General features: G+C 69.8%; 25 protein-coding genes and 1 pseudogene. 16 read left to right on the top strand and 10 right to left on the bottom strand.

Going from position 1 to position 25,809, the window contains the following annotated elements; all coding sequences use genetic code 11:
- The first annotated feature begins 31 nt into the window (after positions 1-31).
- Positions 32-997, top strand: a complete 966-nt coding sequence (gene lipA / locus K344_RS0106630; protein ID WP_028080011.1) for a lipoyl synthase — start codon at positions 32-34, stop codon at positions 995-997.
- Complete coding sequence (locus tag K344_RS0106625; protein WP_028080010.1) at positions 998-1,477, top strand: hypothetical protein; 480 nt, start codon at positions 998-1,000, stop codon at positions 1,475-1,477.
- A 55-nt stretch (positions 1,478-1,532) separates the two neighbouring features.
- Here the strand turns inward: K344_RS0106625 and mpl are convergent, their stop codons facing one another.
- A complete protein-coding gene (mpl, locus tag K344_RS0106620) occupies positions 1,533-2,903 on the bottom strand; it encodes a UDP-N-acetylmuramate:L-alanyl-gamma-D-glutamyl-meso-diaminopimelate ligase (RefSeq protein WP_028080009.1) in 1,371 nt (456 codons plus the stop codon).
- A gap of 6 nt (positions 2,904-2,909) precedes the next feature.
- Positions 2,910-3,488 (bottom strand): hypothetical protein, encoded by a 579-nt coding sequence (locus K344_RS0106615; RefSeq protein ID WP_028080008.1) that lies wholly within the window; start codon positions 3,486-3,488, stop codon positions 2,910-2,912.
- Positions 3,489-3,586: 98 nt separating this feature from the next.
- Between K344_RS0106615 and rnd the strand changes: the two genes are divergently transcribed.
- Positions 3,587-4,678, top strand: coding sequence for a ribonuclease D (rnd, locus tag K344_RS0106610; protein ID WP_028080007.1), 1,092 nt, complete (start codon positions 3,587-3,589; stop codon positions 4,676-4,678).
- An 87-nt stretch (positions 4,679-4,765) separates the two neighbouring features.
- Here the strand turns inward: rnd and K344_RS0106605 are convergent, their stop codons facing one another.
- The gene (locus K344_RS0106605; protein ID WP_028080006.1) at positions 4,766-5,329 is read right to left on the bottom strand and encodes an adenylate kinase; all 564 of its coding nucleotides are present in this window, start codon (positions 5,327-5,329) and stop codon (positions 4,766-4,768) included.
- 211 nt (positions 5,330-5,540) lie between these two features.
- On the opposite strand from K344_RS0106605, the gene ppa reads away from it, so the two are divergent.
- Both ppa and K344_RS0106595 read left to right on the top strand, forming a co-directional pair.
- A complete protein-coding gene (gene ppa, locus K344_RS0106600) occupies positions 5,541-6,068 on the top strand; it encodes an inorganic diphosphatase (RefSeq protein WP_028080005.1) in 528 nt (175 codons plus the stop codon).
- 134 nt (positions 6,069-6,202) lie between these two features.
- Positions 6,203-6,559 carry a DUF4870 family protein gene (locus K344_RS0106595; protein ID WP_051361960.1) on the top strand — a complete coding sequence of 119 codons (357 nt, stop codon included), beginning with the start codon at positions 6,203-6,205 and terminating at the stop codon, positions 6,557-6,559.
- On the opposite strand, the gene K344_RS0106590 is transcribed toward K344_RS0106595, so the two are convergent.
- Entirely contained in the window at positions 6,560-7,483 is a 924-nt protein-coding gene (locus tag K344_RS0106590; RefSeq protein ID WP_028080003.1) for an ROK family protein, read from the bottom strand.
- A 425-nt stretch (positions 7,484-7,908) separates the two neighbouring features.
- On the opposite strand from K344_RS0106590, the pseudogene K344_RS24945 reads away from it, so the two are divergent.
- The 8 genes and pseudogenes from K344_RS24945 to K344_RS0106545 form a co-directional block, all read left to right on the top strand.
- A pseudogene (locus K344_RS24945) lies at positions 7,909-8,049 on the top strand (SirB2 family protein); the annotation flags it as partial.
- 215 nt (positions 8,050-8,264) lie between these two features.
- Positions 8,265-8,774, top strand: coding sequence for an elongation factor P hydroxylase (locus K344_RS0106575; protein ID WP_245586137.1), 510 nt, complete (start codon positions 8,265-8,267; stop codon positions 8,772-8,774).
- 71 nt (positions 8,775-8,845) lie between these two features.
- The gene (locus tag K344_RS0106570) at positions 8,846-9,625 is read left to right on the top strand and encodes an endonuclease/exonuclease/phosphatase family protein (RefSeq protein ID WP_028080000.1); all 780 of its coding nucleotides are present in this window, start codon (positions 8,846-8,848) and stop codon (positions 9,623-9,625) included.
- Positions 9,622-10,860, top strand: coding sequence for a cardiolipin synthase ClsB (gene clsB, locus K344_RS0106565; RefSeq protein ID WP_028079999.1), 1,239 nt, complete (start codon positions 9,622-9,624; stop codon positions 10,858-10,860). Before K344_RS0106570 ends, clsB begins: the two co-directional genes overlap by 4 nt.
- 42 nt (positions 10,861-10,902) lie before the next feature.
- On the top strand, positions 10,903-11,196 hold the full coding sequence (locus tag K344_RS0106560; protein ID WP_028079998.1) for a hypothetical protein: 294 nt from the start codon (positions 10,903-10,905) through the stop codon (positions 11,194-11,196).
- A 51-nt stretch (positions 11,197-11,247) separates the two neighbouring features.
- Positions 11,248-13,419 carry a TonB-dependent receptor gene (locus tag K344_RS0106555; RefSeq protein WP_028079997.1) on the top strand — a complete coding sequence of 724 codons (2,172 nt, stop codon included), beginning with the start codon at positions 11,248-11,250 and terminating at the stop codon, positions 13,417-13,419.
- Complete coding sequence (locus K344_RS0106550; RefSeq protein ID WP_051361959.1) at positions 13,416-13,934, top strand: C40 family peptidase; 519 nt, start codon at positions 13,416-13,418, stop codon at positions 13,932-13,934. The genes K344_RS0106555 and K344_RS0106550 overlap by 4 nt, the downstream gene beginning before the upstream one ends.
- A gap of 112 nt (positions 13,935-14,046) precedes the next feature.
- On the top strand, positions 14,047-14,580 hold the full coding sequence (locus K344_RS0106545; RefSeq protein WP_051361958.1) for a C40 family peptidase: 534 nt from the start codon (positions 14,047-14,049) through the stop codon (positions 14,578-14,580).
- Positions 14,581-14,644: 64 nt separating this feature from the next.
- On the opposite strand, the gene gpmA is transcribed toward K344_RS0106545, so the two are convergent.
- The 3 genes from gpmA to K344_RS0106530 form a co-directional block, all read right to left on the bottom strand.
- A complete protein-coding gene (gene gpmA, locus K344_RS0106540) occupies positions 14,645-15,394 on the bottom strand; it encodes a 2,3-diphosphoglycerate-dependent phosphoglycerate mutase (RefSeq protein WP_028079994.1) in 750 nt (249 codons plus the stop codon).
- Positions 15,395-15,488: 94 nt separating this feature from the next.
- Positions 15,489-16,019, bottom strand: a complete 531-nt coding sequence (locus K344_RS0106535; RefSeq protein ID WP_028079993.1) for a gamma carbonic anhydrase family protein — start codon at positions 16,017-16,019, stop codon at positions 15,489-15,491.
- Between the two features lie 7 nt (positions 16,020-16,026).
- Complete coding sequence (locus tag K344_RS0106530; RefSeq protein WP_245586136.1) at positions 16,027-17,001, bottom strand: alpha/beta hydrolase; 975 nt, start codon at positions 16,999-17,001, stop codon at positions 16,027-16,029.
- Between the two features lie 90 nt (positions 17,002-17,091).
- Between K344_RS0106530 and K344_RS0106525 the strand changes: the two genes are divergently transcribed.
- From K344_RS0106525 to K344_RS0106515, 3 genes are all read left to right on the top strand, one after another.
- Complete coding sequence (locus K344_RS0106525) at positions 17,092-17,664, top strand: LemA family protein (protein WP_043113951.1); 573 nt, start codon at positions 17,092-17,094, stop codon at positions 17,662-17,664.
- Between the two features lie 18 nt (positions 17,665-17,682).
- Entirely contained in the window at positions 17,683-18,615 is a 933-nt protein-coding gene (locus K344_RS0106520; protein ID WP_051361957.1) for an EF-hand domain-containing protein, read from the top strand.
- A gap of 149 nt (positions 18,616-18,764) precedes the next feature.
- Positions 18,765-20,837 carry a M3 family metallopeptidase gene (locus tag K344_RS0106515; RefSeq protein ID WP_028079989.1) on the top strand — a complete coding sequence of 691 codons (2,073 nt, stop codon included), beginning with the start codon at positions 18,765-18,767 and terminating at the stop codon, positions 20,835-20,837.
- A 60-nt stretch (positions 20,838-20,897) separates the two neighbouring features.
- Here the strand turns inward: K344_RS0106515 and K344_RS20520 are convergent, their stop codons facing one another.
- From K344_RS20520 to K344_RS0106500, 3 genes are all read right to left on the bottom strand, one after another.
- Positions 20,898-22,580, bottom strand: a complete 1,683-nt coding sequence (locus K344_RS20520) for an alkaline phosphatase family protein (RefSeq protein ID WP_051361956.1) — start codon at positions 22,578-22,580, stop codon at positions 20,898-20,900.
- A gap of 94 nt (positions 22,581-22,674) precedes the next feature.
- On the bottom strand, positions 22,675-25,299 hold the full coding sequence (locus K344_RS0106505; protein WP_028079988.1) for a capsular polysaccharide export protein, LipB/KpsS family: 2,625 nt from the start codon (positions 25,297-25,299) through the stop codon (positions 22,675-22,677).
- Positions 25,283-25,777: a YbjN domain-containing protein gene (locus K344_RS0106500; RefSeq protein WP_028079987.1), complete on the bottom strand. Its 495-nt coding sequence runs from the start codon at positions 25,775-25,777 to the stop codon at positions 25,283-25,285. The genes K344_RS0106505 and K344_RS0106500 overlap by 17 nt, the downstream gene beginning before the upstream one ends.
- Between the last annotated feature and the right edge of the window lie 32 nt (positions 25,778-25,809).

Below are 25,809 nucleotides of genomic sequence, written 5' to 3'. Positions count from 1 at the left end.
CCCCGATACCGCGCCGCCGAGCGAGCGTGCGATGACCAAGCCCAAGCCGATCGTCCAGGGCGAAAAACTGCGCGGCGCCGACAAGATGGCACGCATCCCGGTCAAGATCGAGGCGACCACCGCGCCGCTGCGTAAGCCGAACTGGATCCGCGCCAAGAGCCAGGGCACTCCGGAAGTGGCGCGCCTCAAGGAAGTGCTGCGCACGGCCAAGCTGCACACGGTCTGCGAGGAAGCCTCCTGCCCGAACCTCGGCGAGTGCTTCGGCAAGGGCACGGCAACGTTCATGATCATGGGCGACATCTGCACGCGGCGCTGCCCGTTCTGCGACGTCGCGCACGGCCGCCCGAATCCGCTCGATGCGGAGGAACCGAAGCACCTCGCCGAGACGATTCGCGACATGCGCCTGCGCTACGTCGTCATCACCTCGGTCGATCGCGACGATCTCGCCGACGGCGGCGCCGGCCACTTCGCGGCCTGCATCGCCGAATCGCGCAGGCTGTCGCCGGCGCTGACGATCGAAGTGCTGGTGCCGGATTTCCGCGGCCGCATGGACCCGGCGCTGACGATCTTCAGGGACAACCCGCCGGACGTCTTCAACCACAATCTGGAAACGGTGCCGCGCCTCTACAAGCAGGCGCGGCCGGGCTCGGATTACGACTGGTCGCTCGACCTGCTCGAACGCTTCAAGGGCCTGCACCCGAATGTGCCGACCAAGTCCGGCCTGATGCTCGGCCTCGGCGAGACGATCGAGGAAATCGAGCAGGTGATGCGCGATCTGCGCGCGCACCGGGTCGACATGCTGACGCTCGGCCAGTACCTGCAGCCATCGAAGAACCATCTGCCGGTCGCGCGCTACGTGACGCCGGAGGAATTCGAGCGCCTGCGCAGCGTCGGCGAGGCCATGGGTTTCTCGCACGTCGCCAGCGGCCCGATGGTGCGTTCGAGCTACCACGCCGACCTGCAGGCGGAACACGTGCTGCATCACCCGGCCGCCTGAATGCGCCGCCTGCCTCTCGAACTCGGTGTGGCCTGCCTGCTTGCCGCCGCGACGCCGGCACGCGCGGCCGATCTGCAGGCTTGTGCCGGAATCGATGAAGCGTCCGCTCGCCTCGCCTGCTATGACCAGCTCGCCGGCCGGCATACGGCCGCCGCAGCGACGCCAGCGCCGGCCCCGACGCCGGCAAGCACGCCGCCGCCGGCGCAGTTCGGAGCCGAGCAGTTGCGCAGCACGCAGGCCGACCGGACGCAGGAGCCGACGACGATGCAGGCGCACATCGTCGGCACCTTCGAGGGCTGGGAGCCGAAGAGCCGGTTCAAGCTCGACAACGGCCAGGTCTGGGTCGTCGTCGACGACCACAGTGCCTACGTCGCCGCCACCCGCGATCCGCCGGTAACGATCGAGAAAGGCCTGTTCGGGGCCTACTACCTCAGCGTCGACGGGCTCAACAGCAAGGCCAGAGTCAAGCGCGTGCAGTAAGCGATCGCGCCGCAAAAGCCCGCCACGAGGCGGGCTTTTGCGTTTGCGTCGAGCCTCAGGCGGCGAGCCGCTTCAGCAGCTTGCCGTGGATGCCGCCGAAGTCGCCGTTGCTCATCACTAGCACGCGATCGCCGCTGCGCGCTTCCGCCGCGATCGCCGCGATCAGCGCCTCGAGGTCGGCGGCCACGCGCAGCCGCGAACCGACGCCGGCGAGCGCGCCCTTGGCGTCCCATTTGAGATCGGGCCGCGCGTAGACGAAGCAGAGATCGGCGTCGCGCAGGCTGAGCGCGAGCTCGTCGGCGTGCGTGCCGAGGCGCATGGTGTTGGAACGCGGCTCGAGCACCGCGAGCACGCGACCACCGTGCGTCTGGCGACGCAGCGCGGCGATCGTCACCTCGATCGCCGTCGGGTGATGCGCGAAGTCGTCGTAGACCGTCACGCCGCGCGCTTCGCCGACCACTTCGAGGCGGCGCTTGACGCTCGTGAACTGCTGCAAGCCCTCGATCAGCGTCGCCACCGGCACGCCGACGTGTTCGGCCGCCGCGAACGCGGCAAGCGTGTTGGCGACGTTGTGCAGGCCCGGCAGCGGCGTCGCCACGCAGCCCTGTTCGAGACCGCCGGCGACCAGTTCGAAGCCGCCCGGCGTCGTGCATTCGCCGCCGTAGCCGCCCCACCATTCGTGCTCGCGCGAGCCGTCGGTGCTGAAGCGCACGACCTCGCTCCAGCAGCCCTGCGCGAGCACGCGCGCCAGCGCTTCGCTGTCGCCGTTGACGACCAGCCGGCCGGAACCCGGCACGGTGCGCACGAGATGATGGAACTGCCGCTCGATCGCGGCGAGGTCGGGGAAGATGTCGGCGTGGTCGTATTCGAGGTTGTTGAGGATCGCCGTGCGCGGCCGGTAGTGCACGAACTTGCTGCGCTTGTCGAAGAAGGCGGTGTCGTACTCGTCGGCCTCGATGACGAAGTATTTCGACGCGCCGAGGCGCGCCGAGATGCCGAAGTTCTGCGGCACGCCGCCGACCAGGAAGCCCGGCGCGAGGCCGGCGTGTTCGAGCAGCCAGGCAAGCAGGGACGTCGTCGTGGTCTTGCCGTGCGTGCCGGCGACGGCGAGCACATGGCGATCGCGCAGCACATTCTCGGCGAGCCATTGCGGACCCGAGGTGTACGGCAGCCCTTCATCGAGCACGTATTCCATCGCCGCATTGCCGCGCGTGACGACATTGCCGACCACGACCATGTCCGGCGCCGGCTGCAGATGCTTCGGCTCGTAGCCCTGCATGACGGTGATGCCGAGCGCCTCGAGCTGCGTCGACATCGGCGGCCAGGCGTTCGCATCGGAGCCGGTGACCGTGTGTCCCGCCTCGCGCGCGATCGCCGCGATGCCGGCCATGAAAGTGCCGCAGATGCCGAGAATATGGATGTGCATGGACCGTCAGCCCGCCGGCGTGCCGACGACCAGACTGGCGACCACGCTGACGAACAGCTGCAGCGCCAGCGACAGGCCGAAGGCGATCAGGATGCCGGCACCGAAGGAGACGTTGACGGCATGGCGGAAGATCGACGCATTGACCAGCAGGTTCCACAGCGACAGCGCGAACATCACGAACACGGCGGCGAGCGGCAGCGGCGTCGTCATCTGCTCCGGATGCTCGAACAGCTCGGGATGACTGGCCAGTTCGTGCAGGGCCGGCGCCGCTTTCACCGCGAACGGCACGATCAGGAAGGTCAGCACGGCATTGCTCGCCAGCAAGGCCGCGAAGGTCTGGTGAAAGCGCGCGTCGAGCTGGCGCATGCGCAGGACCAGGCGCGTGACCATGCCGAGCGCGGCGACGGTGGCGAGCGCGACCGCGATGGCGCCGCCGACCGGCACCGACGGCATCGCCTGCAGGCCGATCGCCAGCGCCAGCAGCAGCGCGAGCGGCGCCGTCAGCCTGGGGTCATACGGAAAGTCCTGCGGGCCGGCACGGAACAGCAGGATGCGCAGTGTGGCGTTGACGATGGCGGCGAGCATGAGTGGTCGGCGAGTGACGAAGGCACGTATTCTAGAGGCTGTTCACTGCCGCACGATGGACGCTGCGCCGATCGGCGGCCCGCCACGACAACAACGACATGACCGAGCTGATCCAGACCCCCGAATCGCTGGCCCCGCATCTGGCGCGCTGGCGCGAACGCCGCTGGCTGACCGTCGACACCGAATTCGTGCGTGTCGACACCTACTACCCCCGGCTCTGCCTGATCCAGATCGGCGACGGCGACGAAGCGGTCTGCATCGACACGCTGGCGCTCGCCGACCTGAATCCGCTGCTGGACCTGCTCTATGCGCCGGATTCGATCAAGGTCTTCCACGCCGTTTCGCAGGATCTCGAAATCCTCGTGCGCCTGCGCGGCGCCTGCCCGCAGCCGCTGTTCGACACGCAGATCGCCGCGACCCTGCTCGGCGTCGGCGACCAGATCGGCTACGCCGGACTGATCGAAAAGCGGCTCGGCATCACGCTCGACAAGAGCCTCTCGCGCACCGACTGGGCACGCCGCCCGCTGACCGAAGCGGAGCTGGCCTACGCGGCGGCCGACGTCTCGCACCTCGCCACCGTGTTCGTCGCCCTGCAGGACGAGCTCGCTGCGCGCGGCCGCCTTGCCTGGCTCGCCGAAGATTGCGCGCGCCTGGCGCGCGCCGCGCAGTACGTGACGCGCCCGGAGGACGCCTGGGAGCGCCTGCGCGGTCTCGCCCGCATGACGGCCGCCGAGCAGACCGTCGCCGCCGCGCTCGCCGCCTGGCGCGAGCGCGAGGCGCAGGCGCGCGACCGCCCGCGCAAGTGGATCATCGACGACGACGCCATCTACCGCATCGCCGAACGCCAGCCGACCGGCGCGGCGCAACTCGAAGGCCTCGGCGTGCTGCCGCCGAAGACGCTCGAACGCCACGGCGCCACGCTGCTCGGCATCGTCGGCGAAGCGCTGGCGCAATCGCCGCGCAAGCTGGCCACGGACGACGAATTGAGCGCCGAGCAGAAAGCACGCCTGCGCGAGCTGCAGGCCACGGTGCAGGCGCGCGCCGCCGAGCTGCAGCTGCCGGCCGGTTATCTCGCGCCGCGCGCCGATCTGATCGAACTCCTGCGCCGCGGCCGCGCCGCGCAGGTTCCGGTGCTGCAGGGCTGGCGCCTGGAACAGTGCGGCGCGGCATTGCTGCAGCGCTTCTTCTGAGCCGGCGCCGATCGGCGCGCGAAGAACCGCGGCGTGCGCAAACGAAAAAGGCCCGCATCGCGCGGGCCTTTTCGTCATGCCGATCGCCTACTTCAGCACGCCGAGAATGCGCTGGAAGATGTCGTCGAGGCTGCCGACGCCCTGCACCGTGACCAGCTTGCCCTGCTTCGCGTAGTAGTCGAGCAGCGGGTGGGTCTCGTCGTTGTAGACCTTGATGCGGTGGCGGATCACGTCCTCCTTGTCGTCGGCGCGGCCTTCCTTCTGGGCGCGGTCGAGCAGGCGCTTGATGATCTCTTCGTCGTTCACCGCCAAATGAACAGCCTTGTCGATTGCCGGCTGGCCGAGGCGCCGGAGCATGCCGTCGAGCACTTCGGCCTGCGCGGTGTTGCGCGGAAAGCCGTCGAGGATCGCACCCTTCTGCGCGTCCGCCTGGGCGAGACGCTCTTCGACGATGCCGATGACGATCTCGTTGGCGACCAGCTGGCCGGCGTCCATTGCCGCCTTGGCCTTCTTGCCGAGCTCGGTGCCGGCGGCGACGGCGGCGCGCAGCGCGTCTCCGGTGGAAATCTTGGGAATGCCGAAATGCGCAACCAGCTTTTCACCCTGCGTGCCCTTGCCCGAGCCGGGTGCGCCCAGCAATACGATTCTCATCTTTGGAGTGACCTGTGAATGCTTGAGACGCGCAGCTGCCGCCTCCGGGCGCCGCGCGGCCAGCAAAAGTAACCGCTGGGTCCCGACCCGTCAAACCTTGCAAATGTCGAAATTTCCATTTGCTAGAATCCGGCGTCCGACTCTGCAGACGCCGCTTCGGCGCCGCGCTCGGCTCCATCCTCCCCACATTCAGCAGACCAGGAATGCGACCATGGGTTTTGAAACACTGGGTCCGGGCAGCAAGGCTCCGGAAGAGTTTTATGTCGTCATCGAGATTCCGGCCTACGGTCCGCCGGTCAAGTACGAAGTCGACAAGGAAACCGGCCTGCTGATGGTCGATCGCTTCATGAACGTGGCGATGAGCTATCCCGCCAACTACGGCTACGTGCCGAAGACGCTGTCGGGCGACGGCGATCCGGTCGACGTGCTCGTCATCACCCCGCACCCCGTCGTCGCCGGCTCGGTCATCAAGTGCCGCGCCGTCGCCGTGCTCGACACCGAGGACGAGAAAGGCACCGACGCCAAGCTGCTCGCCGTGCCGGTCGACAAGGTGTCGAACAATGCCTACGACAACCTGCGTGATCTCGCCGACGTGCCGGCGCGCGTGAAGAACGAGATCGAGCACTTCTACGGCAGCTACAAGGCGCTCGAGAAGGGCAAGTGGGTCAAGCTCGCCGGCTGGCGCGATGCCGCGGCGGCGAAGCAGGAAATCGCCAACGGCATCAAGGCGTACAAGTAGGCGAAGGCGGTTCGTCGTGCGAAAGGCGGCCCTCGCGGCCGCCTTTTTCTTTGCGCGCCGCAAACCTTCGCAGGCATGCTTGCGTCCAAGCATCGAAGGCCGCCGCCGAACGGCCGCAATGACGGAATGCTGCGATGGACACCGCGACCCTGATCGATGATGGTCCCGACGCCAGCGAGCGCGAGCGCACGACGCTGATCGTCGCCTACGTGCTGCAGGCGATCTCGCCGTTCACCTGTTTCCTGGCGACGATCATCAGTCTCGTCATCAGCTACATCAAGGTTTCGGAGACGCGCAACGCCTACATCCGCAGCCATCACCGCTACCTGATCCGCACCTTCTGGTGGACGCTGCTGTGGGGCCTCGTCTTCGGCGCGCTGTGCTGGGTCCTGATCGGCATCCCGCTGCTGCTCGGCCTCTACGTGTGGTGGATCTACCGGCTCGTGAAGGGCTTCATCGCCTACGCCGAGCGCCGCGCCATGCCGGCCTGATCAGGCGGCACCGGCGGCTTCCCCGGCTTCCGGCCACAGCCAGGCGGCGCCGCGCACGCCGGTCGCATCGCCGTATTGGGCGGCGACGAGCCGCGTGCGCACTTCGTCGGAGAACACCCAGGGCTTCCACTGCTCGGGCACGTTGCGGTACAGGCGCCGCAGGCGCGACAGGCCGCCGCCGAGCACGATCACCTGCGGATCGAGCACGTTGATGATCGAGGCCAGGGCACGCGCCAGACGCTGCTCGTAGCGCTGCAGCGTGGCCTCCGCCGCCGCGTCGCCGTCCTCGGCGGCGAACACGATCTGCTCGCCGCGCCAGCTGCCGCCGTGCAGGCGCCTGTGCTCGGCGGCGAGGCCGGTGCCCGACAGCCAGGTCTCGATGCAGCCGCTGCGCCCGCAATAGCAGGCCGGACCCGGCAGCTCGCCGGGCTGCGGCCAGGGCAAGGGATTGTGTCCCCACTCGCCGGCGATGGCGTTCGCGCCGCGCAGCAGCTGGCCGCGCACGACGATGCCGCCGCCGACGCCGGTGCCGAGAATGACGCCGAACACTGTCTCGGCGCCGTCCGCCGCGCCGCCGTGCGCTTCCGACAGCGCCATGCAGTCGGCGTCGTTGGCGATGCGCACGCGCGGCCCGAGCCGCGTCTCGAGATCGGCCAGCAAAGGCTGGCCGTTGAGGCAGGTCGAATTGCAGTTCTTCATGCGGCCGGTGAGCGTCGAGATCGCGCCCGGCGTGCCGACGCCGATCGGCAGATTCGACGCACCGGCCGCGGCTTCGAGGCGCAGCGCCAGATGTGCAATGACGTCGACCGTCGCCGCATAGTCGCCGGCCGGCGTGGCGACGCGCTGCTGCGCGACGATCTGCGCGTGGGCGCCCATGACCACGCCCGCGATCTTGGTGCCGCCGAGGTCGATGCCGATTCTCATGCGCCGATTCTACGGAAAACGCCGGCGCCGACGGCCGCGGCGCCGGCGCGGCGCATCAGCCGCCCGGCGAACCCGGGCCGGAAATCCTCGCGCTCGCGCATGACGGGGCCCTCGGACGATCAGCGTCGCCCGTGCAACCCTCTCCAGCCCTGCCTCGTGCCGGGAATCGGCGGTCGACTGCAAGCTCGGCATCGGCGCCGGCACAGACAGCGACCGTCGGCACGACGCCCGATGCGAGGAGATGACGATAGTGATGCGCCCGCCATGCGGACCGCCGCCGACGCCACCGGCCGGCGCCCCTGCGGACTCGCCGGCGCTCGTGAACCGCCGGCGCGCGGACTGATGTCGTTCTACGCGACATCCGCCTCGTGCACCTCGGCGCCGGGGGTCGTCAGCCGACGCTGTTCGCGCTGCGCGGCCTGCTGATGCCCGGCGAGGTGTCGTGGCGGCTTCGCCGCGCGCTGCGCATCGCGCCGCCGATCGTCGACACCGCGCTGCTCGCCAGCGCGCTCACCCTGGTCGTCCTGCTGCGCCTGCATCCCTTGGTGCAGGCCTGGCCGACGGTGAAGGTGCTGGCGGTGCTGCTGTACATCGTGCTCGGCAGCGTCGCGCTGAAGTCGGATGCACGTGGCGCGTGCGCGCGCTGGCCTGTGTCGCGGCGCTCGCGACGGCGGCGTTCATCGTCACGGTCGCGCGCGCGCATCGGCCCCGGGGACTGTTCGCGTCGCTGCTCGGCTGATCGCGCCGGCATAATGCGCGCTCCCGACTCCGACGCCATGCCGTGTCCGCCCAGCCCCTGCCCGTCCCGCCTTCGTCCGCCGCGCCCGACGTCGTGCGCTGCGCGACGCTCGGCGATGCCGGCCTGCGCGCCCTGCTCGAACCGCTGGGCCTGCGCATCGCGCCGGTCGCCGACGGCGAGACGATTCCCGGCAGCTACTGGGGCGAGTGCGAGGCCGGCCTGATCGGCGACACGCTCTATCTGCGCGGCGACACGCCGGTGCACTCGGCCTTGCACGAGGCGAGCCACTGGCTGTGCGCCGACGAGGCGCGCCGCGCCACGCTGCACACCAATGCCGGCGGCGACGACGTCGAGGAGCATGCCGTCTGCTATCTCGAATGCCTGCTCGCCGCGCGCCTGCCCGGCTACTCGCAGGCGCGCTGCTTCGCCGACATGGATGCCTGGGGTTATCACTTCGTGCTCGGCTCGGCGCGCGCCTGGTTCGAGCGCGATGCCGAGGACGCCATCGCCTGGCTCGACGCGCGACGGCCGGCGGGCTATTCGCGGCCCTGAAACGGGCCGCGTCAGCATCGGTTCAGCGCGCTCGGCAAGCCTATGGTCCTTGCCTCACCGGATCAGGGACGATGGACAAGGCCAGGGACGCCGCTCCCGTCATCAAGCTGCTGACGCTGAACACGCACAAGGGCTTCAATTCCTTCAACCGCCGCTTCGTGCTGCACGAGCTGCGCGAAGCGGTGCGCGGCGTCGCCGCCGACATCGTGTTCCTGCAGGAGGTGCTCGGCGAGCACAGCGCGCATGCCGTGCGCCACGCCACCTGGCCGGCGATGCCGCAGTACGAGTTCCTCGCCGATTCCATCTGGCGCGATTTCGCCTACGGCCGCAATGCGGTCTACACCGAGGGCCACCACGGCAACGCCGTGCTGTCGAAATTCCCGATCGTGCGCTTCGAGAATCACGACGTGTCGGTGGGCCGCCACGAACAGCGCGGCCTGCTGCACTGCGTGCTGCGCGTGCCGAACCAGATTCTCGACGTGCATGCCATCTGCGTGCACCTCGGCTTGCGCGAACGGCATCGCCGCGAGCAGCTGCAGCAGCTGTGCCGGCTGATCTCGCGCGAGGTGCCGGACGACGCGCCGCTGTTCGTCGCCGGCGACTTCAACGACTGGTGGCTGCGCGCCAACCGCCGCCTGCAGAGCTGCGGCCTGCGCGAGGCCTTCGTCGAGACGCGCGGCCGCCTGGCGCGCTCGTTCCCGGCGCGCTGGCCGCTGCTGAAGCTGGATCGCATCTACTTCCGCAACGCGACGGTGACCCGGCCGCAGGTGCTCGCCGCGCCGCCCTGGTCGCGGCTGTCGGATCACGCCGCGCTCGCCGTCGAGCTGCACCTGCCGGAGACGCGCCGATGATCGGCCAGTGGCACGAGGGACATCGCGTCGAGCTGCTCGAGAACGGCGAGGAATACTATCCGCGCCTGTTCGAGGCGATCGCCGCCGCACAGCACGAGGTGCTGCTGGAAACCTTCATCCTCTTCGACGATCCGGTCGGCCGGCAGTTCCACGCCGCCGTGCTCGCCGCCGCGCAGCGCGGCGCCCAGGTGCAGATCACCATCGACGGCTACGGCTCGGCCTGGCTGCCGGAGGCCTACACTGCGCCGCTGATCGCGGCCGGCGTGCGCATCCATGTCTACGATCCGGTCAAGACGGTGCTCGGCCGGCGCACGCGCATGTTCCGCCGCCTGCATCGCAAGCTGGCGGTGATCGACCGGCGCATCGCCTTCTGCGGCGGCATCAATCTCTCGCACGACCACGTGCGCGACTACGGCGCGCAGTCGAAGCAGGATTACGCGCTGCAGATCGAAGGGCCGGTGGTCGACGAGATCCGTCGCCTGATGCTGGAGACGACCACGCCGCCGGTGCGCCGGCAATGGCGCTGGCGGCGCCGCCGGCAGGCCGGCGCCGCCAGCGAGCCGCCGCGCCAGGCCGGCGACGCGCTCGCCGCGCTGGTGGTGCGCGACAACGCCAGGCATCGCGCCGACATCGAGCGCATCTATCGTGTCGGCGTGCGTGCGGCACGGCACGAAATCATCATCGCCAACGCCTATTTCTTTCCCGGCTACCGCCTGCTGCGCGACCTGCGCCGCGCGGCGCGGCGCGGCGTCAGGGTGCGCCTGATCCTGCAGGGCAACCCGGACATGCGCTGGGTGCAGTGGGCCGCCAACACCTTGCACGACTACCTGCTGCGCGGCGGCGTGCACATCTACGAATACTGCGAGCGACCGATGCACGCCAAGGTCGCGGTGATCGACGGCGACTGGGCGACCGTCGGCTCGAGCAATCTCGATCCGCTGAGCCTGTTCCTCAACCTCGAGGCCAACCTCGTGGTGCGCAGCCGCCCGCTCGCCGACGCGCTGCGCGCCAGCCTCGAGCGCCTGATGCAGCACCATTGCAGGCGCATCCTCCCGGAAGATGCGCGGCGCCGCACGCTGCTGCGCCAGCTGCTGAGCTACGTCGCCTATCACGCCACGCGCCGCCTGCCCGCCTTCGCCGGCTGGCTGCCGGCGCACGCGCCGAAGCACACGACCCTGCCGGCGCCGGGCACGACGGCCGCCACCGAGCCGCCGGCAGCGCCCACCGGGGATTGACCCCCGTTGTCGGTCGGTCGCGCTGCGCTAGAATCGGCCTTCATGCGCCGTTTCGCCGCTCGTCATCTGCTGCTCGCCCTGGCCCTCGCGCTGGGTCAGTGGCTGGTGCTCGCGCATGCCTTCGAGCATCCGGCCGTGCAGGGCGACGCCCTCTGCAAGATCTGCGCGCACGCGCAGGGCCTGGATGGCGCCGCGCTGACGCCGATCGTCCAGCCGCCGGTTCCCGCCGCCCGCATCGAGGCTCCGGCCGTCGTCGCCGTGCAGCCGGCACGCGCCGCCGCGCGGCGCGCCTACGACATCCGCGGTCCTCCGGCACAGGCCGTCCCCGCTGCCTGATTGCGTCGGTGCGCCTCGCGCGCCGCTTCCTGCCGTTTTCGAGGGTTTTTCATGCTGACCGATTTCCTGCGCAGGCGCCGCGCGCGTCGCGATTCGCCGTTGCCGCGCGCCGCAAGCCGCGCCACCGCTTTCCATCTCCAGCCGCTGGCGCTCGCCGCCATCGCCTTCCCCGCCGCCGCGCTCGCCGACCCGGCGCCCGGTGCTGCCGGCAGCGCCGGCGATCCGGTCGCCGAAGTGATCGTCACCGCCAATCCGCTCGGCCGCACGGCCGACGATCTCGTGCAGCCGGCCGCCGTGATCAGCGGTGAAGACCTCGACCGCGTACGCCGCGGCACGCTCGGCGAAACCCTGCAGAGCCAGCCCGGCGTTTCCACCACGGACTTCGGCGCCGGCGCCGGCCGCCCGGTGATCCGCGGCCTCGCCGGTCCGCGCGTCGAGATGCTGGAGAACGGCCTGTCGGCGATGGACGTCTCCGATCTCTCGCCCGACCACAACGTCACCATCGCGCCGGCACAAGCGCGGCAGATCGAGGTGCTGAAGGGCCCGGCGACGCTGCTCTACGGCAACAGCGCCGCCGGCGGCGTCGTCAACGTCGACAACGGCCGCCTGCCGACGCGGGTGGAAGACGGCCTGCACGGCGCCGTCGATACCTACTACGGCACGAACGGCGACGAGGGCTCGTTCAGCGGCGAGCTGAACTACGGCAGCGGCCCGCACATGCTGCATGCCGACTACGGCTTTCGCGAAGCCGAGGACTACAGCATCCCCGGCTGGTCGAACGTCGATGGCAGCGGCTTCCACGACACCATGAACAACAGCCAGCTGCGCGCGCAGTCGGGCGGCGCCTCGTACTCCTACATCGACGGCAACGGCGACGTGTTCGGCTTCGGCGCCAACCGTTTCACGACGAACTACGGTCTGCCGATCGAGGAAAGCGCGTTCATCCTCATGCACCAGACGCGCCTCGACACGCAGATCATCCTCAACAAGCCGTTCGACGGCGTCGACTCGCTGAAATTCCGCGGCGGCACCTCGAACTACGATCACACCGAGTTCGAGGCCAAGGGCGAGCCGGGCACGATCTTCCACAACCAGCAGTACCAGGGCCGCATCGAGGCCGTGCACGCGCCGCTGCTCGGCTTCCGCGGCGTGTTCGGCGCGCAGTTCAACTGGCGCGACTTCTCGGCGGTCGGCGAGGAAGCCTACGTGCCGCCGGTCTACAGCCGCCAGGCCGGCCTGTTCTTCATCGAGGAAAAACCGTTCGATCTGGGGCCGTACAGCCGCGGCAAGCTCGAATTCGGCGCGCGCGCCGAGCGCGACACCAACACGCCGCAGCAGGGCGAGGCCGGCCGCCCGGCGGTCGCCGAGCGCGACTACACGCCGTTCTCCGCCTCGCTCGGCTCCAGCTTCAACGTCGGCGCCGATTCGCACCTCAAGCTCTACGCCACGCATGCCGAGCGCTCGCCGGTGCCGGAGGAGCTGTACGCCTTCGGCCCGCACGGCGCGACCGAGACCTTCGAGCGCGGCAACATCGACGCGAAGAAGGAGAGCTCGAACAACATCGAGCTCGGCTTCGATCATCACCAGCAGCGCTGGACCTTCAACGCCAGCGTCTACTACAACCAGATCCACCACTTCCTGTATCTGTCGGAAGTCGATGCAGGCCTCAACGCCGACGGCAGCGGCACGCCGGACGCCGACGGCGTCGCCGACCGCGTCGACGAGGACGGCACCTTCAACCCGGACGGCGACGTGCTGCTGGTCGACTACCGTCAGGCCAACGCCAAGCTGTACGGCTTCGAAACCGAGCTGCACTACGCCGTATTGCAGGACGGCCCGGTCAAGCTCAACACGCGCCTGTTCGCCGACTACGTGCGCGCCAAGCTCGACAACGGCGACAACCTGCCGCGCATTCCGCCGATACGCGTCGGCCTCGGCATCGACGGCCGCTGGCAGCGCTTCGACGGCAGCGTCGACTACACGCGCGCCGGCCGCCAGGACGACACCGCGCCGCTGGAGACGCGGACCGCCGGCTACAACCTGCTCGACGCCGACTTCAGCTACAAGTTCTACGTCGCTGACGACGGCGATCACGCCGCTTCGGTCTATCTGCGCGGCAGCAATCTGCTCGACGACGACATCCGCCGCTCGACCTCGTTCATCAAGGACGCGGTGCCGGTACCGGGCCGTTCGGTCTACGTGGGCCTGAGGATGTCGCTGTGAGTGCGGCGGCGACGACCGCCGCGCAAGCGCCGGTCGTGCGTCCGGCGCGCCGCCGCCTGCGCGCGGCCGGCGATCTGTGCGGACTGCTGCTCGGCGGCCTCGCCCTGCTGCATGCCACGCACGCCAAGGCGGCGAAGACGCCGTCGGCGGCGGAGCTGCAGATCCACGATCAGGCGCTGGCCATGCTCGGCACCGGGTACGGCTTCGGGCGCGACGACGACGAGGCGGTCGACTGCTCGGCGCTGATGCGGCGCATCTTCGCCAGCGCCGGCATCGCGCTGCCGCGCACCACGCATCAGCTGCTGCACACCGGCGTGCCGGTGCCGCGCACGCAGCCGCGCGCCGGCGATCTGCTGATCTATCGCTGGCAGCGGCACCAGCTGCATGTCGCGCTGATGCTCGACCGCCAGCACATCGTGCATGCCTCGCCGAGCGCCGGCGAAGTCGTCGTCACGCCGCTCGACGCTGCCTGGCAGCGGCGTCTGGTCACGGTGCGCCGCGTGCTGAAGTCCTGAAGGTCCGCGGCGCCGCACGCCGGTCGGCCGTGCGGCGCCGCCCATCGCGGCCACGGCCGCCAACGCGGCGGAAGCGGGCAGGCTCGCGCCATCCCCCTGCCGATCTCCGCCGATGGACCGACTGCTGATGTTCCTGTCGCTGGCCCTGCTCGGCATCGGCACCGCCGGCGCCGCGCCGGAGCTGCGGCTCAGCACGACGCTCGCGGCCGCGCCGCTCGCGCCGGCCGGGCGCGCCAGCCTGCCGCCGGCGCTGCGCCTGCGGCTGGCGGACGACGTCCGCACCGGCATCGGCGCGCTGCTGCTCGATAAGGCGCTGTCCATGCTCGGCACCGAATACGCACTCGGGCGCAACGACGGCGACGCCGTCGACTGCTCCGGCCTCGTGCAGCAAGTGTTCCGCAGCGCCGGTCTCGATCTGCCGCGCACCGCCGACGAACTGCTGAAGACCGGCGTCGCCGTGCCGCGCGCCCAGCTGCGTCCGGGCGACCTGCTCATCTACCGCTGGAAGCCGCGCCAGCTGCACGTCGCCGTCTATGTCGACGACGGCTACATCGTGCACGCCTCGCCGAGCGCCGGCCGCGTCGTCGTCACCGAACTCAGCGGGCGCTGGCGACGGAAACTGGTGGCGGTTCGCCGCCTGCTCTGATCGCATCGCATCAGAACAAAAAAGGCGCCATCGGCGCCCTCTTCGTTGCCCGCGGCGATCGCTTTCAGCGCGACTTCGCCTGGTTCGCCACCGCTTCGGCCGCCTTCTTCGCCGCCTCGGCGTCGCCGAGATAGCGATAGGACTTCACCGTGAGATTCTCGTGCAGCTCGAACAGCAGCGGGATGCCGGTCGGGATGTTGAGCTCGAGGATGGCCTCGTCGGAGACGTTGTTGAGGTACTTGTACAGGGCGCGCAGCGAGTTGCCGTGCGCGGTGACGAGCACCGTCTGGCCGGCCTTGAGCTGCGGGGCGATGGCATCGTGCCAGTACGGCAGCACGCGCTCGAGCGTGGTCTTCAGCGATTCGGTGGCCGGCAGGGCGTGCTCGTCGAGTCTGGCGTAGCGGCGGTCGTACTTCGGGTGGCCGCCGTCGTGCGCGTCCATCGGCGGCGGCGGGATGTCGTAGCTGCGGCGCCAGATCTTGACCTGCGCCTCGCCGTGCTTGGCGGCGGTCTCGGCCTTGTCGAGACCCTGCAGGGCGCCGTAGTGACGCTCGTTGAGGCGCCAGGTCTTGGCCACCGGAATCCACATCTGGTCCATCTCGTCGAGCGCGGTGTACAGCGTGCGGATCGCGCGCTTGAGCACCGAGGTGTGGGCGATGTCGAACATCAGCCCTTCCTCGCGCATCAGCTTGCCGGCGGCGGCGGCTTCCTTGCGGCCCGCCTCGGTGATGTCGACGTCGACCCAGCCGGTGAAGCGGTTGTCGAGGTTCCACTGGCTCTGGCCGTGGCGCAGCAGGACGAGTTTGCGGGTCATTGAAGTTCCGGTGCGGGATCGAGGTGCGTAATCGGATTTCCATTTTATGACGGCGCACAGGCGCTGACGAAGCGTCGCGCGCGCCGCGCGTCGTTCAGCGCCCGCCCAGATAGCGGTCCTTGAGGCGCACGTAGTGCGCGGCCGAGTAGCGCAGGTGCTCGCGCTCCTGGGCGCTCAGCTCGCGCGCCGGCTGCGCCGGCGAGCCGCGGTACAGCCAGCCGCTTTTCAGAACCTTGCCGGGCGGCACCATGCTGCCGGCGGCGAGCAGCACGTCGGCCTCGACGATCGCGCGGTCCATGACGATGGCGCCCATGCCGATCAGGCAGCGGTCGCCGATCGTGCAGGCATGCAGGATCACGCCGTGGCCGACGGTGACGTCCTCGCCGATCGCCAGCATCACGCCGCCGGGCGAGTACGGGCCGTCGTGCGTGACGTGCAGCACCGTGTTGTCCTGGATGTTGCTGCGCCGGCCGACGACGATGCGGTTGACGTCGCCGCGCGCGGCGACGAAGGGCCAGACCGAGACGTCGTCGCCGAGCGCGACGTCGCCGATCACCGCGGCCTGCTCGTCGACATAGACCCGCGCGCCGAGTCGCGGCGCGACGCCCTCGAAGCTGCGGATCATGCGCCGATCACTGCACCGGCACCGGCGGCGCCGATTCGATGGAGTCGGTGAACACGGTGCCGTCGTCGCGCGGCGCCTCGGGCGCCAGCCTGGTGGCGTTGATGGCGCTGGCGCGCGGCGTCGGCTGGCCGCTCGACCTGCGCCTGATGAAGTCCTCGACCTGATCGAGCACGTCGGCGCGGCCGCGCAGCATCGAGGCGAACGAGCTGATGATCAGATCGTGCGACATCTTCGGGTAGATCAGCGTCTCGACCGGGCCGCCGGCCTTGGTCACCGACTCGGCCAGCGTGCGCGTGTTGGAGACGGCGACGATGGCGTCGTCCTCGCCGTGCACGAGGAACAGCGGCGGATTGCTGCCGTCGACGAAGAAGATCGGCTGCGTGTACGGGAAGCGGTCGACCGGGCCGAACAGGTCGCGCAGATCCGGCGCGGTGATCGGCATGAAGTTGTAGAGGCCGGCAAGGCCGATCATGCCGCGCAGCCAGCTGCGCGAGCCGCCGACGCCCTTCAGGTATTCCTCGTTGAGCACCAGCATGGCGGCGATGTGCGCGCCGGAGTTGTGGCCCATCACGAACAGCTTGTCGCTCTTGCCGCCGTAGTGCGCGGCATTGACGTGCGCCCATTTCACCGCCTTGGCGGCGTCGTTGACGAAGTCCGGGAAACGCACGCGCGGATAGAGGCGCACGTTGGGGATCACGGTGACGAAGCCGCGCGAGGCCAGCGCCTGGCCGACGAACTTGTATTCGCTCTTGTCGCCGGCCCGCCAGCGCTTGCCGTAGAAGAACACCACGACCGGCGCGTTCTGCGCGTTGTCCGGCATGTAGACGTCGAGCGTCAGGCGGTTGGCGGCGTCGTAGGGCACGTCGCTGGTCAGCGTGTAGCCGCGGCTGGTCGTGAGGTCGTTGAGCACCTGCTGGCCGGTACAGCCGGAGAGGCTGGCGAGGACGCCGATGCCGGTCAGCAGCAGAACGAGAATTCGCATCATGGTTCAGTACGTTAGAGCGGCTTTTTGCTATGGTAACGCGCCACTGCGATTTCTCGCATCCTGCGCTGGCTTTCCTCGGGGGGAAACATGCTGACTGCGTTCATCTGGCTCGCCGCCGGTCTGGCCCTGATCGCCTATGGCATCAATGTCTACAACGGCCTGGTCAACCTGCGCCACGGCGTGAGCAAGGCCTGGAGCAACATCGACGTGCTGCTCAAGCAGCGCCACGACGAGCTGCCGAAGCTGGTCGAGACCTGCCGGCAGTACATGCAGTTCGAGAAATCGGCGCTGGAGCAGATCATGGCGGCGCGCGCCGGCTCGCAGCAGGCGCGCGAGGCCGGCGACGTGAAAGGCGTCGGCGCGGCGGAGAGCCTGCTGCGCGGCAGCCTCGGCTCGGTGGTCGCGACCGTGGAAGCCTATCCCGAGCTGAAGGCCAACCAGTCCATCCAGCAGCTGCTCGGCCGCATCACCGGCCTCGAGAACGCGATCGCCGATCGCCGCGAGCTGTACAACGAGACCGTGAACCTCAACAACGTGCGCATCGAGCAGTTCCCGGATGTGCTGGTCGCCCGCCTGTTCGCCTTCAGGCCGGCTGAACTGCTGCGCTTCAGCGCCGCCGAAACCAGTGATGTGGACGTGCACGCGCTGTTCCGCCGCTGAATCGCGGTCGACGCTGACATGGCGCTCGTCGACGCCGCGCGCGCGCTCGCCCATGGCGATCCGTTGCCGTTCTGGCTGTTCAGCGCCCTGCTGGCACTGGCATCGGCCGGCGCCTTCGTGCTCGGCTTCCGCCGCCTGCGCCGTGCGCGGCTGATCGAGGACACGCCGACCTCGCGCATCCGCTCGGCGGCGCAGGGCCACGTCGAGCTGAACGGCTTCGCGCGCCTCTTGCCGGGACCGGAAATCTTCTCGCCGCTGTCGCGCGCGCGCTGCGTCTGGTGGCGCTACAAGGTCGAGCAGCTGCGCCACTACTACGACGGAGACCGGCGCCGCAGCGAGTGGCAAGTCATCGAGGAGGCAGTGTCCGACGAGCTGTTCCTGCTCGCCGACGCCGACGGCGAATGCATCGTCGATCCGCACGGCGTGCAGGCCTATCCGAGCCTCGCGCGCCGCTGGCGCGGCCGCGGTCCGCGACCGGCGCAGGTGCCGCCGAGGACGCCGTGGTTCAGCGCCGGCGAATACCGCTACAGCGAACAGCTCATCCACATCGGCGATCCGCTCTACGCCTACGGCTGGTTCCGCACGCAGTCGGCCGTGCAGAGCTACGACGAGGCGACCGACGTGCGCGAGCTGCTGCGCGAGTGGAAAAGCGATCGGCGCGAACTGCTGCGCCGCTTCGACACCAACCGCGACGGCCAGATCGACGTCGCCGAATGGGACGCCGCGCGCCGCGCCGCGCAGGCGCAGGTGCGCGCCGAACACGTCGAGCAGAGCCTGAATCCCGATCTGCACGTGCTCGGCCGGCCGCCGCACGGCGGCGAATTCATCGTTTCCACGCTTTCCGAGGCCGGCCTGGCCCGGCATCTGCGCCGCCAGGCCTGGGCCCTGCTCGCCGCGGCGCTGGCCGGCGGCATGGCCTTCAGCTGGCTGGTGAGCCTGCGCGGCGCCTGAGCGGCACTCCGGCCGGCTGTGGATAAAGGCCAAAAAACCGCCAGATTCCGGACGGTTCCCCCGAAATCCGGAATTGCTGAACGATCGGTCCTCGAAAAGCGCGGCCGCCATCCCCAGAATAGCGACCCCTCCGCTGTAAACGATCCGCCATGTCCAATCCCCTGCTTCGTGACGCCCTGACGCAGCCCCTGCCGGCTTTCGACGCCATCCGCCCCGAGCATGCCGAGCCCGCGCTCGACGAGGTGCTGGCCAAGAACCGCGCCGAACTCGACAAGCTGCTGGCGCGCGGCGCGGCACCGACCTGGGACACGCTGATCGAGCCGCTCGAGGACATGAGCGATCACATCCAGCGCGCCTGGGGCCCGGTCTCGCACCTGTTCAGCGTCACCTCCACCGCCGAGTGGCGCCGCGCCTACAACGCCTGCCTGCCGAAGCTCACCGAGTACGGGGTGGAGCTGTCGCAGTCCGAGCCGCTGTTCCGCGCCTACGAGGCGCTCGCCGCGTCCGACGAGTACAAGGGCTACGACGCCGTGCGGCGCAAGGTGATCGCCGACGCGCTGCGCGACTTCCGCCTGTCCGGCATCGCCCTGCCGGAGGCGCAGAAGGCACGCTACAAGGAGATCTCGCTGCGCCTGTCCGATCTGCAGACGAAGTTCGAAGAAAACCTGATGGACGCCATCCAGGCCTGGGGCAAGCACGTCGAGGACGAAAGCCTGCTCGCCGGCATGACCGACAACGCCCGGCAGGCGGCACGCGCGCGCGCCGAAGCCAAGGGCCTGAGCGGTTTCTGGCTGACCCTGGATTTTCCGAGCTACGACGCCGTCATCAGCCACGCCGACCACCGCGAGCTGCGCCGCGAGCTCTACGAGGCCTTCGCGACGCGCGCCTCCGACCGCGGCCCGCAGGCCGGCCAGTTCGACAACGGTCCGCTGATGGAGGAAATCCTCGCCCTGCGGCACGAAATGGCGCAGCTGCTCGGCTACCGGAACTACGCCGAACTGTCGCTGGCGACCAAGATGGCGGAGTCGCCGGACGAGGTCGAGCAGTTCCTCGTCGATCTGGCGCAGCGCGCCAAGCCGCGCGCGCAGCGCGATCTCGACGAGCTGCGCGCCTTCGCGCGCGAACGCGACGGCGTCGAGGACTTCTCGCCCTGGGACGCCGCCTACTACGCCGAGAAGCTCAAGGAGCGCAAGCTCGGCCTGTCCGACGAGGAACTGCGTCCGTACTTCGCCTTCGATCAGGTCGTGCGCGGCATGTTCGACGTCGTGCAGCGCCTGTACGGCGTGACGATCGACAAGGTCGACGGCATCGAGGTCTGGCATCCGGATGTCAGCACCTACGTGCTGAAGGACGGCGATGGCGTGCCCTTCGGCCTGTTCTATCTGGACCCGTTCGCGCGCGCCGAGAAGCGCTCCGGCGCGTGGATGGACGAGTGCATCAACCGCCGCCGCACCGCGCACGGCGTGCAGCAGCCGGTCGCCTACCTGACCTGCAACTTCACGCCGCCGCTGCCGGGCCAGCCGGCGCTGCTCACGCACGACGAAGTCGTCACCCTGTTCCACGAGTTCGGCCACGGCCTGCATCACCTGCTGACGCGCGTCGAGGAAGCCTCGGTCGCCGGCATCCATGGCGTGGCCTGGGACGCCGTCGAACTGCCGAGCCAGTTCATGGAGAACTGGTGCTATGACCCGATGACGCTGAAGAACTTCGCGCGTCACTGGCAGACCGGCGCGGCGATGCCCGAGGAACTGCTGAGCAAGCTGCGCCAGTCGCGCAGCTTCCATGCCGGCCTGGCCACGGTGCGGCAGCTCGAGTTCGCGCTGTTCGATCTGCGCCTGCATCGCGATTTCGATCCGGCGCAGACATCCGAGCACGGTGCCCGCGTCCTGCAATTGCTCGAGAAGGTGCGCGACGAGGTGGCGGTGATGAAGCCGCCGGCCTTCAACCGCATGCCGTGGAGCTTCAGCCACATCTTCGCCGGCGGCTACGCGGCCGGCTACTACAGCTACAAGTGGGCCGAGGTGCTGTCGGCCGATGCCTTCGCCGCCTTCGAGGAAAACCAGTTCGCGCCGGAGATCGGCCAGCGCTTCCGCGACACCATCCTCGCGCAGGGCGGCTCGAAGGAGGCGATGGATCTGTTCGTCGAATTCCGCGGCCGCAAGCCGAGCATCGACGCGCTGCTGCGCCACAACGGTCTCGCCGAGGAAAGCCCGGCCGCGTAACGGCGCGGATCGCAGCGGTACCGCGGCGTTCGTCGCGACGAACGCCGCACCGGCGTGATCTCAAGGGCGCGCCGGCAGGTTCGTCGAATGCACGCAGGTCGAGGCGAGTCCGCGGTCGAGGTCGCGGCACACGCCGTCGAGCGGCGGCGTCGCGATCCCGACCAGCGCGGCCAGGGTCGGCGCGATGTCGACCGTCTCGATCGGCAGCGACTGCTCGAAACCGTGCGCGCCGGGCCACCAGAACAGAATCGGCACGCGGCGATCGTAGTTCCACGGCGAGCCGTGACCGGCGATCGTGTCACCGGCCTTGCTCGGCATGCCGAACGAGCGGTACGGCTGCCAGGCGACGAGCAGATCGCCGGAACGCTGCGCGTCGGTGCTCTCGGCGAAGCGTTCGAGCAGCGTCAGCTCGTCGGCCGGCCTGTCGCGCGGCGGCCGCGCGGCGAGCGCCTCCCGCTTGCCGTAGACCGCGAAGACATCCGGATTCTTGCGCAGCGCCTCGCGCGCCGCGGCGACGATCGCCGCGCGCTGCTTCGCATCGGCGCGCGCGGCGACGTAGAGCTGCTGCGCGTCACCGAACAGCGGCTCGAAGTCGAGCTTGAGCTGCGCGCGCAGCGTGCGGTTCAGCGCGGGCACGAGCTTGTCGTCATCGATACGGACGGCGGCGACGCCGCGCGTGGCGACGCGTTCCGCCGCGTCGAGCGCGCCATGGTCGGCGCTGAGCACGACGAGGTACGGAATCTTCCTCGCGTCGAGCCGCGCGAGGAACGCCCCGAGATCGCGATCGAGATGCGCGAGCTGATCGCACATCTCCGGGCCCTGGTTGCCGTAGCGGTGGCCGATCTTGTCGGTCGCGCTGAGGCTGATCGCCAGCAGGTCGACGGCGCCGCGCGCGCCGAGCTCGAACTGGTCGACCAGCCGCGCCGCCAGCTCGAGCGTGATCGCATCGAGGATCGGCGAGGCGGCCATCCACTTCTGGAAGTTCCGGTCCTCGCGCAGCGGCTTGCCGGCATCGAGGGTCAGCGGCGGCGGCACGCGGTGGTCCAGCGTCAGATCGCCGTAGCGGCGTGTGCCCTGCAGCGCGGCGCAGCGCGCGCCGAGCGGCTGCCATTGCGGCGGGGCCTTGGCCCAGCGCCTCGCCAGTTCGTCGTTGAAGGCGGCCACCGGCGCGAGGCGCCGTTCGGCGCTCTGGCCGGGCGCGACGTAGGTGTTGAAGCCCAACTCGTCGTCCCACCAGTAGACCGCGGTCGGATCGTGGCCGGCCATCATGATCGCCGCGCGGTCCTTGCCGGACACCGCGATCGTGCGCGAGGCGGCGTCGGCGGCGTGCAGCCACTCGCCGAGCGTGGACACTCGCAGATTCGCCGGCCCGCGGCCCTGCGCGCGGCCCGGCACCGTCGTCGTGTCGTCCTGCACGCAATAGACCTTGCCGCCGTCCGCCGCCCACCAGTCGTTGGCGACGATGCCGGTCGCCGAAGGATGGCGGCCGCTGAGCAGCGTCGAATGACCGGGGCAGGTCTCGGTCGCCGCATGGCTCTGGTAGCCGTTGGCGAACACCACGCCCTCGTCCGCCAGCCGCGCCAGGCCGCCGCTGAAACTTCCGCGGTACTGCTCGAAGAGGCTCGCCGAGAGCTGGTCGACCGCGATCGCGACGATGAGCTTGGGCGGCGCCGCGGCGGCGTGCGCGCTTGCGCAGCACAGCGCGGCCAGCAGCGCCGGCACGAATGTCTTCAGGCGGACCATGGCGTTCTCTCGAAAACCGCAAAGCGTGCCGGCCTTCCATGACGAAACCGCGACAGCGCCGGCGGTGCGGCCAGCGTAGCGTGATGCGGCGCTCTCAGCCGCGGGCACCGCGGCGCGACGCCGCGCCGGCGGCGGCCGCCGTCCGACGCGGCAAGGCCGCGCGGTCGCCGAGCAGCGTCGCGGCGAAATCGAGATTGGCGTCGATCCAGCGCGACCAGGTCCAATCCGCGCCGGGGAACACGGCATCGCGTGGCAGCGGGATCGCCGTCGTGGTCAGCCAGCGCAAGGCGGCATCCAGTTCGTCGCGATCGCGCACGACGCGGCCGCGCGTGTCGCCCGCGAGCAGCTCCTGCGCCCAGCCGCTGCCGCGCGCGATCACCGGCACGCCGGCGGCGAGCGCATCGAACAGCGGCCAGGGGCCGGAGTCGGCGGGATCGGTCAGCACCAGCGCGTCGACGGCGGCGAGCCAGTCCGCGCAGCGCGCGATCACCGCATCGCGCAGCGGCACCAGCTCGCAGGCGATGCCGCACGCGCGCAGGCGCTGTGCGCAGGCTTCGAGACCGCTGCCGTGCAGGCGCAGGCGCAGCGGCAGGCGCGCGCTTTCGAGCGCGGCACAGAGATCGGCGAACCCGGAATCCGCTTCGGGCCGCGGACCGCGGCCCGCCCAGCCGAGCACCAGCGGGCCGGCGCCGCGCGCTTCACGTGCACGCGGCTCGCCGACGCGGCCGACCGCCTGCAGCAGCCAGCGCCGGCCCTGCGCCTCGAAGCCGGCCGCTTCGAGAATCGCCCGCTGCGCCGGATGCGTGAGCGCAATGCCGGCGCAACGACGGACGGCGGCGCGCGGCGCGCCGGCGGCGTAGTGCCCGGCGCCGGCGAAATCGTGGATCTGCACGATGCTGCGTGCGAAGTCGGGGCTCAGCGCCGCCTCGCGCGCGCGGATGAACAGCCAGCCGTCGGCCTCGCGCAGCGGCCGCTCGCTGGCGACCACGCGGCAGCGCGCGTGTCCGGCTTCGCGATACGCCCGCTTCCAGGCCTCGAACAGCCAGCCGCGGTTCTCGGCGACGACGTTCAGCAGCGGCCGCGTGTCGCGACGAATCGGCACGGCGCCGGCCGCGCGCGGCGGGGCATGCGTTTCGCGCTTCGCCCACGCCGATTCCAGCAAGGCCTGAACCCGATCCGCATCGCCCGCGTCGGCGAGCGTCCACTGATGGTCGATCAGATAGGCCGCGTAGGCGCGGCGGCAGGCGCGCAGCTGCGCGTCGTCGTGATGCCTCGCGAGTTCGCTCCAGTCGGGCGGCAGCTGCGTGAGAAACGGTTGGGCGCCGCGTCCGTCGTCGGGCCACAGGTTGCGGCCGAGCACGATCGCCGGCACGTCCCAGACCAGCGCGTCATGCGCGGTATTGCTGTTGATGGTGACGACGCCGCGGCACCCGGGCGCGCGCAGCATGGCGTGGATGTCGCCGCGCGACTGCGGCCAGAGGCGATCCTGACCGCGGCGCAGCTTCAGCTTCAGATGCCGGTTGCCGCGCCGCGCATCGGCCGGGTGCTGCTTGAACACCATCGGCCACGGCGGATTGGCCGTGGACAGCCGATCGACCAGTGCCTGCATGGTGCGCAGCTGCGCCGGTGCGTGATGGACGAGATTGGTATCGAACTCCATCTGCAAGGGCACCAGCAGGAAATCGCCGGGCTGCGGCGACGGCGCCGAGGCCTTGGCGCGAATCGCCGCGAACTGCGCGTCGAGCGTCGCATCGCGCGCGGCATCGAGCGCCTGTCCGTTCCAGCGGAACGGCGCCAGATGCGAGCCGGCATTGATGCCGCGCGGACTGATCTGATAATCCGAACGCGGCAGCCAACCGTGCTCGCAATACAGCACGGGGCCGCGTCCGCGATGGCCGCGACCGTTCCAGACGATGCTGAGCGTTTGCGCATCGTTGCTCGCGGAACGCGGATCGCGGCTGACGCGATGGCCGAGTCGCGCGGCCGTGGCCGCGAGCGCTTCCATGAGATCGCCGAGCGGACCCGGCGAGCGTTTTTCGATGGCGATTTTCATGGCGGGCCTTTGCGGCGGTGATGAAACGGCGGGCGGTGACGGTGCGCATCGCGGCGCCGGCGCGGTCCACAGCCCGTCGCCCTGCAAGCGCATGCGCGGCAGCGATTGCAGGCGGCTGACGGAACTCAGGTTGACGAGCTCGACGCCGCGCGCCGCGAGCGCGTTCGCCAGCCGTCCGTATTGCGCGTCGATCAGCGCGAGCTGGCGCGCCAGCGCGTGGCGCCCGGTGCTGCCGAAGAAATGATGGTCGGTGAAGTCGACGCCGATCAGGCCGATACGCCGCGCCCCCATCAGCGTCGCGAGGCAGACGCCGACGTAGGGCGAATTCTGCGTGTAGTGCAAGGTGCCGTCGTCGCGCGGCTCGGTGCCGCCGTAACGGCCGAGCCTGAAGCGCACGACGGGCGGCTGCACCGCACCAGGCTCCAGCTGCGTGAACAACGCCCGCGCGCGGCTCTGCTCGATGGCACGCCAGCGTTCCGGCTTGAACTGGCTGCGCGGATTGATGACCACAAGATAATCCGGATCGAGCAGGCGGCCGATGTCGTTGACGCCGATGACGACAGGACGCGCGACGTCGAGCAACTCGCGCGCGGAAGCGCCGCAGCCGCAGACGATGACGCTTTCGCCGGCGTGGCGGCCGGTGTACGGCTCAAGCGCCGTCTTCATGCGACATTCCGAACCGCGAGGCGGCCGCGACATCGGGAGCTTCGCCATGTTCGGCCACCGCGAGCAGCGCAGCGGCGAAGCCCTCGACGGCATCCATGCCCGCCGCCACCATGTTGCGGACCAGCGCTTCGCTCAGCTCGGCCTCGCTGAAATCGAGACCTGCGCGGTAGTGCACGGCGCCACTGTCGAAGTCCATGACGAAGGCACCTTCGATCAGCCGCCAGTTGGCGCGCAGGATGAGCTCGGCCACCGCAGCACGGCGCGCGCGCGCGACGACCCCGCTGAAGATCAGACTGAGCATGAAGCGCTGCGCTTCGCCGTAGATCTGCGCGACCATCTCCTCCACCGGGCCGTCGACCTTCACATGCAGCGCGACGGACGCGCCGATGCGCTGTTCCACCGCCTGCCATTGCATCGTGCGCAGAAAGCCGCGCAGCGTCGCCAGGGCGCGAAGGCTGTTTTCCGTTTGCTCGCTCATACGCTCACTTGATTGTCCGCCGTCCCGAATCG

This window comes from Solimonas soli DSM 21787 (genome assembly GCF_000474945.1).
GTDB lineage: Bacteria > Pseudomonadota > Gammaproteobacteria > Nevskiales > Nevskiaceae > Solimonas > Solimonas soli.
This window is presented reverse-complemented; position numbering and strand designations above follow the sequence as displayed.

Excerpts from the sequence above, each read along its gene's own strand:
- lipA (WP_028080011.1), top strand. The coding sequence starts at position 32 with ATGACCAAGCCCAAGCCGATCGTCCAGGGCGAAAAACTGCGCGGCGCC.
- K344_RS0106625 (WP_028080010.1), top strand. The coding sequence starts at position 998 with ATGCGCCGCCTGCCTCTCGAACTCGGTGTGGCCTGCCTGCTTGCCGCC.
- mpl (WP_028080009.1), bottom strand. The coding sequence starts at position 2,903 with ATGCACATCCATATTCTCGGCATCTGCGGCACTTTCATGGCCGGCATC.
- K344_RS0106615 (WP_028080008.1), bottom strand. The coding sequence starts at position 3,488 with ATGCTCGCCGCCATCGTCAACGCCACACTGCGCATCCTGCTGTTCCGT.
- rnd (WP_028080007.1), top strand. The coding sequence starts at position 3,587 with ATGACCGAGCTGATCCAGACCCCCGAATCGCTGGCCCCGCATCTGGCG.
- K344_RS0106605 (WP_028080006.1), bottom strand. The coding sequence starts at position 5,329 with ATGAGAATCGTATTGCTGGGCGCACCCGGCTCGGGCAAGGGCACGCAG.
- ppa (WP_028080005.1), top strand. The coding sequence starts at position 5,541 with ATGGGTTTTGAAACACTGGGTCCGGGCAGCAAGGCTCCGGAAGAGTTT.
- K344_RS0106595 (WP_051361960.1), top strand. The coding sequence starts at position 6,203 with ATGGACACCGCGACCCTGATCGATGATGGTCCCGACGCCAGCGAGCGC.
- K344_RS0106590 (WP_028080003.1), bottom strand. The coding sequence starts at position 7,483 with ATGAGAATCGGCATCGACCTCGGCGGCACCAAGATCGCGGGCGTGGTC.
- K344_RS0106570 (WP_028080000.1), top strand. The coding sequence starts at position 8,846 with ATGGACAAGGCCAGGGACGCCGCTCCCGTCATCAAGCTGCTGACGCTG.
- clsB (WP_028079999.1), top strand. The coding sequence starts at position 9,622 with ATGATCGGCCAGTGGCACGAGGGACATCGCGTCGAGCTGCTCGAGAAC.
- K344_RS0106560 (WP_028079998.1), top strand. The coding sequence starts at position 10,903 with ATGCGCCGTTTCGCCGCTCGTCATCTGCTGCTCGCCCTGGCCCTCGCG.
- K344_RS0106555 (WP_028079997.1), top strand. The coding sequence starts at position 11,248 with ATGCTGACCGATTTCCTGCGCAGGCGCCGCGCGCGTCGCGATTCGCCG.
- K344_RS0106545 (WP_051361958.1), top strand. The coding sequence starts at position 14,047 with ATGGACCGACTGCTGATGTTCCTGTCGCTGGCCCTGCTCGGCATCGGC.
- gpmA (WP_028079994.1), bottom strand. The coding sequence starts at position 15,394 with ATGACCCGCAAACTCGTCCTGCTGCGCCACGGCCAGAGCCAGTGGAAC.
- K344_RS0106535 (WP_028079993.1), bottom strand. The coding sequence starts at position 16,019 with ATGATCCGCAGCTTCGAGGGCGTCGCGCCGCGACTCGGCGCGCGGGTC.
- K344_RS0106530 (WP_245586136.1), bottom strand. The coding sequence starts at position 17,001 with ATGCGAATTCTCGTTCTGCTGCTGACCGGCATCGGCGTCCTCGCCAGC.
- K344_RS0106525 (WP_043113951.1), top strand. The coding sequence starts at position 17,092 with ATGCTGACTGCGTTCATCTGGCTCGCCGCCGGTCTGGCCCTGATCGCC.
- K344_RS0106520 (WP_051361957.1), top strand. The coding sequence starts at position 17,683 with ATGGCGCTCGTCGACGCCGCGCGCGCGCTCGCCCATGGCGATCCGTTG.
- K344_RS0106515 (WP_028079989.1), top strand. The coding sequence starts at position 18,765 with ATGTCCAATCCCCTGCTTCGTGACGCCCTGACGCAGCCCCTGCCGGCT.
- K344_RS20520 (WP_051361956.1), bottom strand. The coding sequence starts at position 22,580 with ATGGTCCGCCTGAAGACATTCGTGCCGGCGCTGCTGGCCGCGCTGTGC.
- K344_RS0106505 (WP_028079988.1), bottom strand. The coding sequence starts at position 25,299 with ATGAAGACGGCGCTTGAGCCGTACACCGGCCGCCACGCCGGCGAAAGC.
- K344_RS0106500 (WP_028079987.1), bottom strand. The coding sequence starts at position 25,777 with ATGAGCGAGCAAACGGAAAACAGCCTTCGCGCCCTGGCGACGCTGCGC.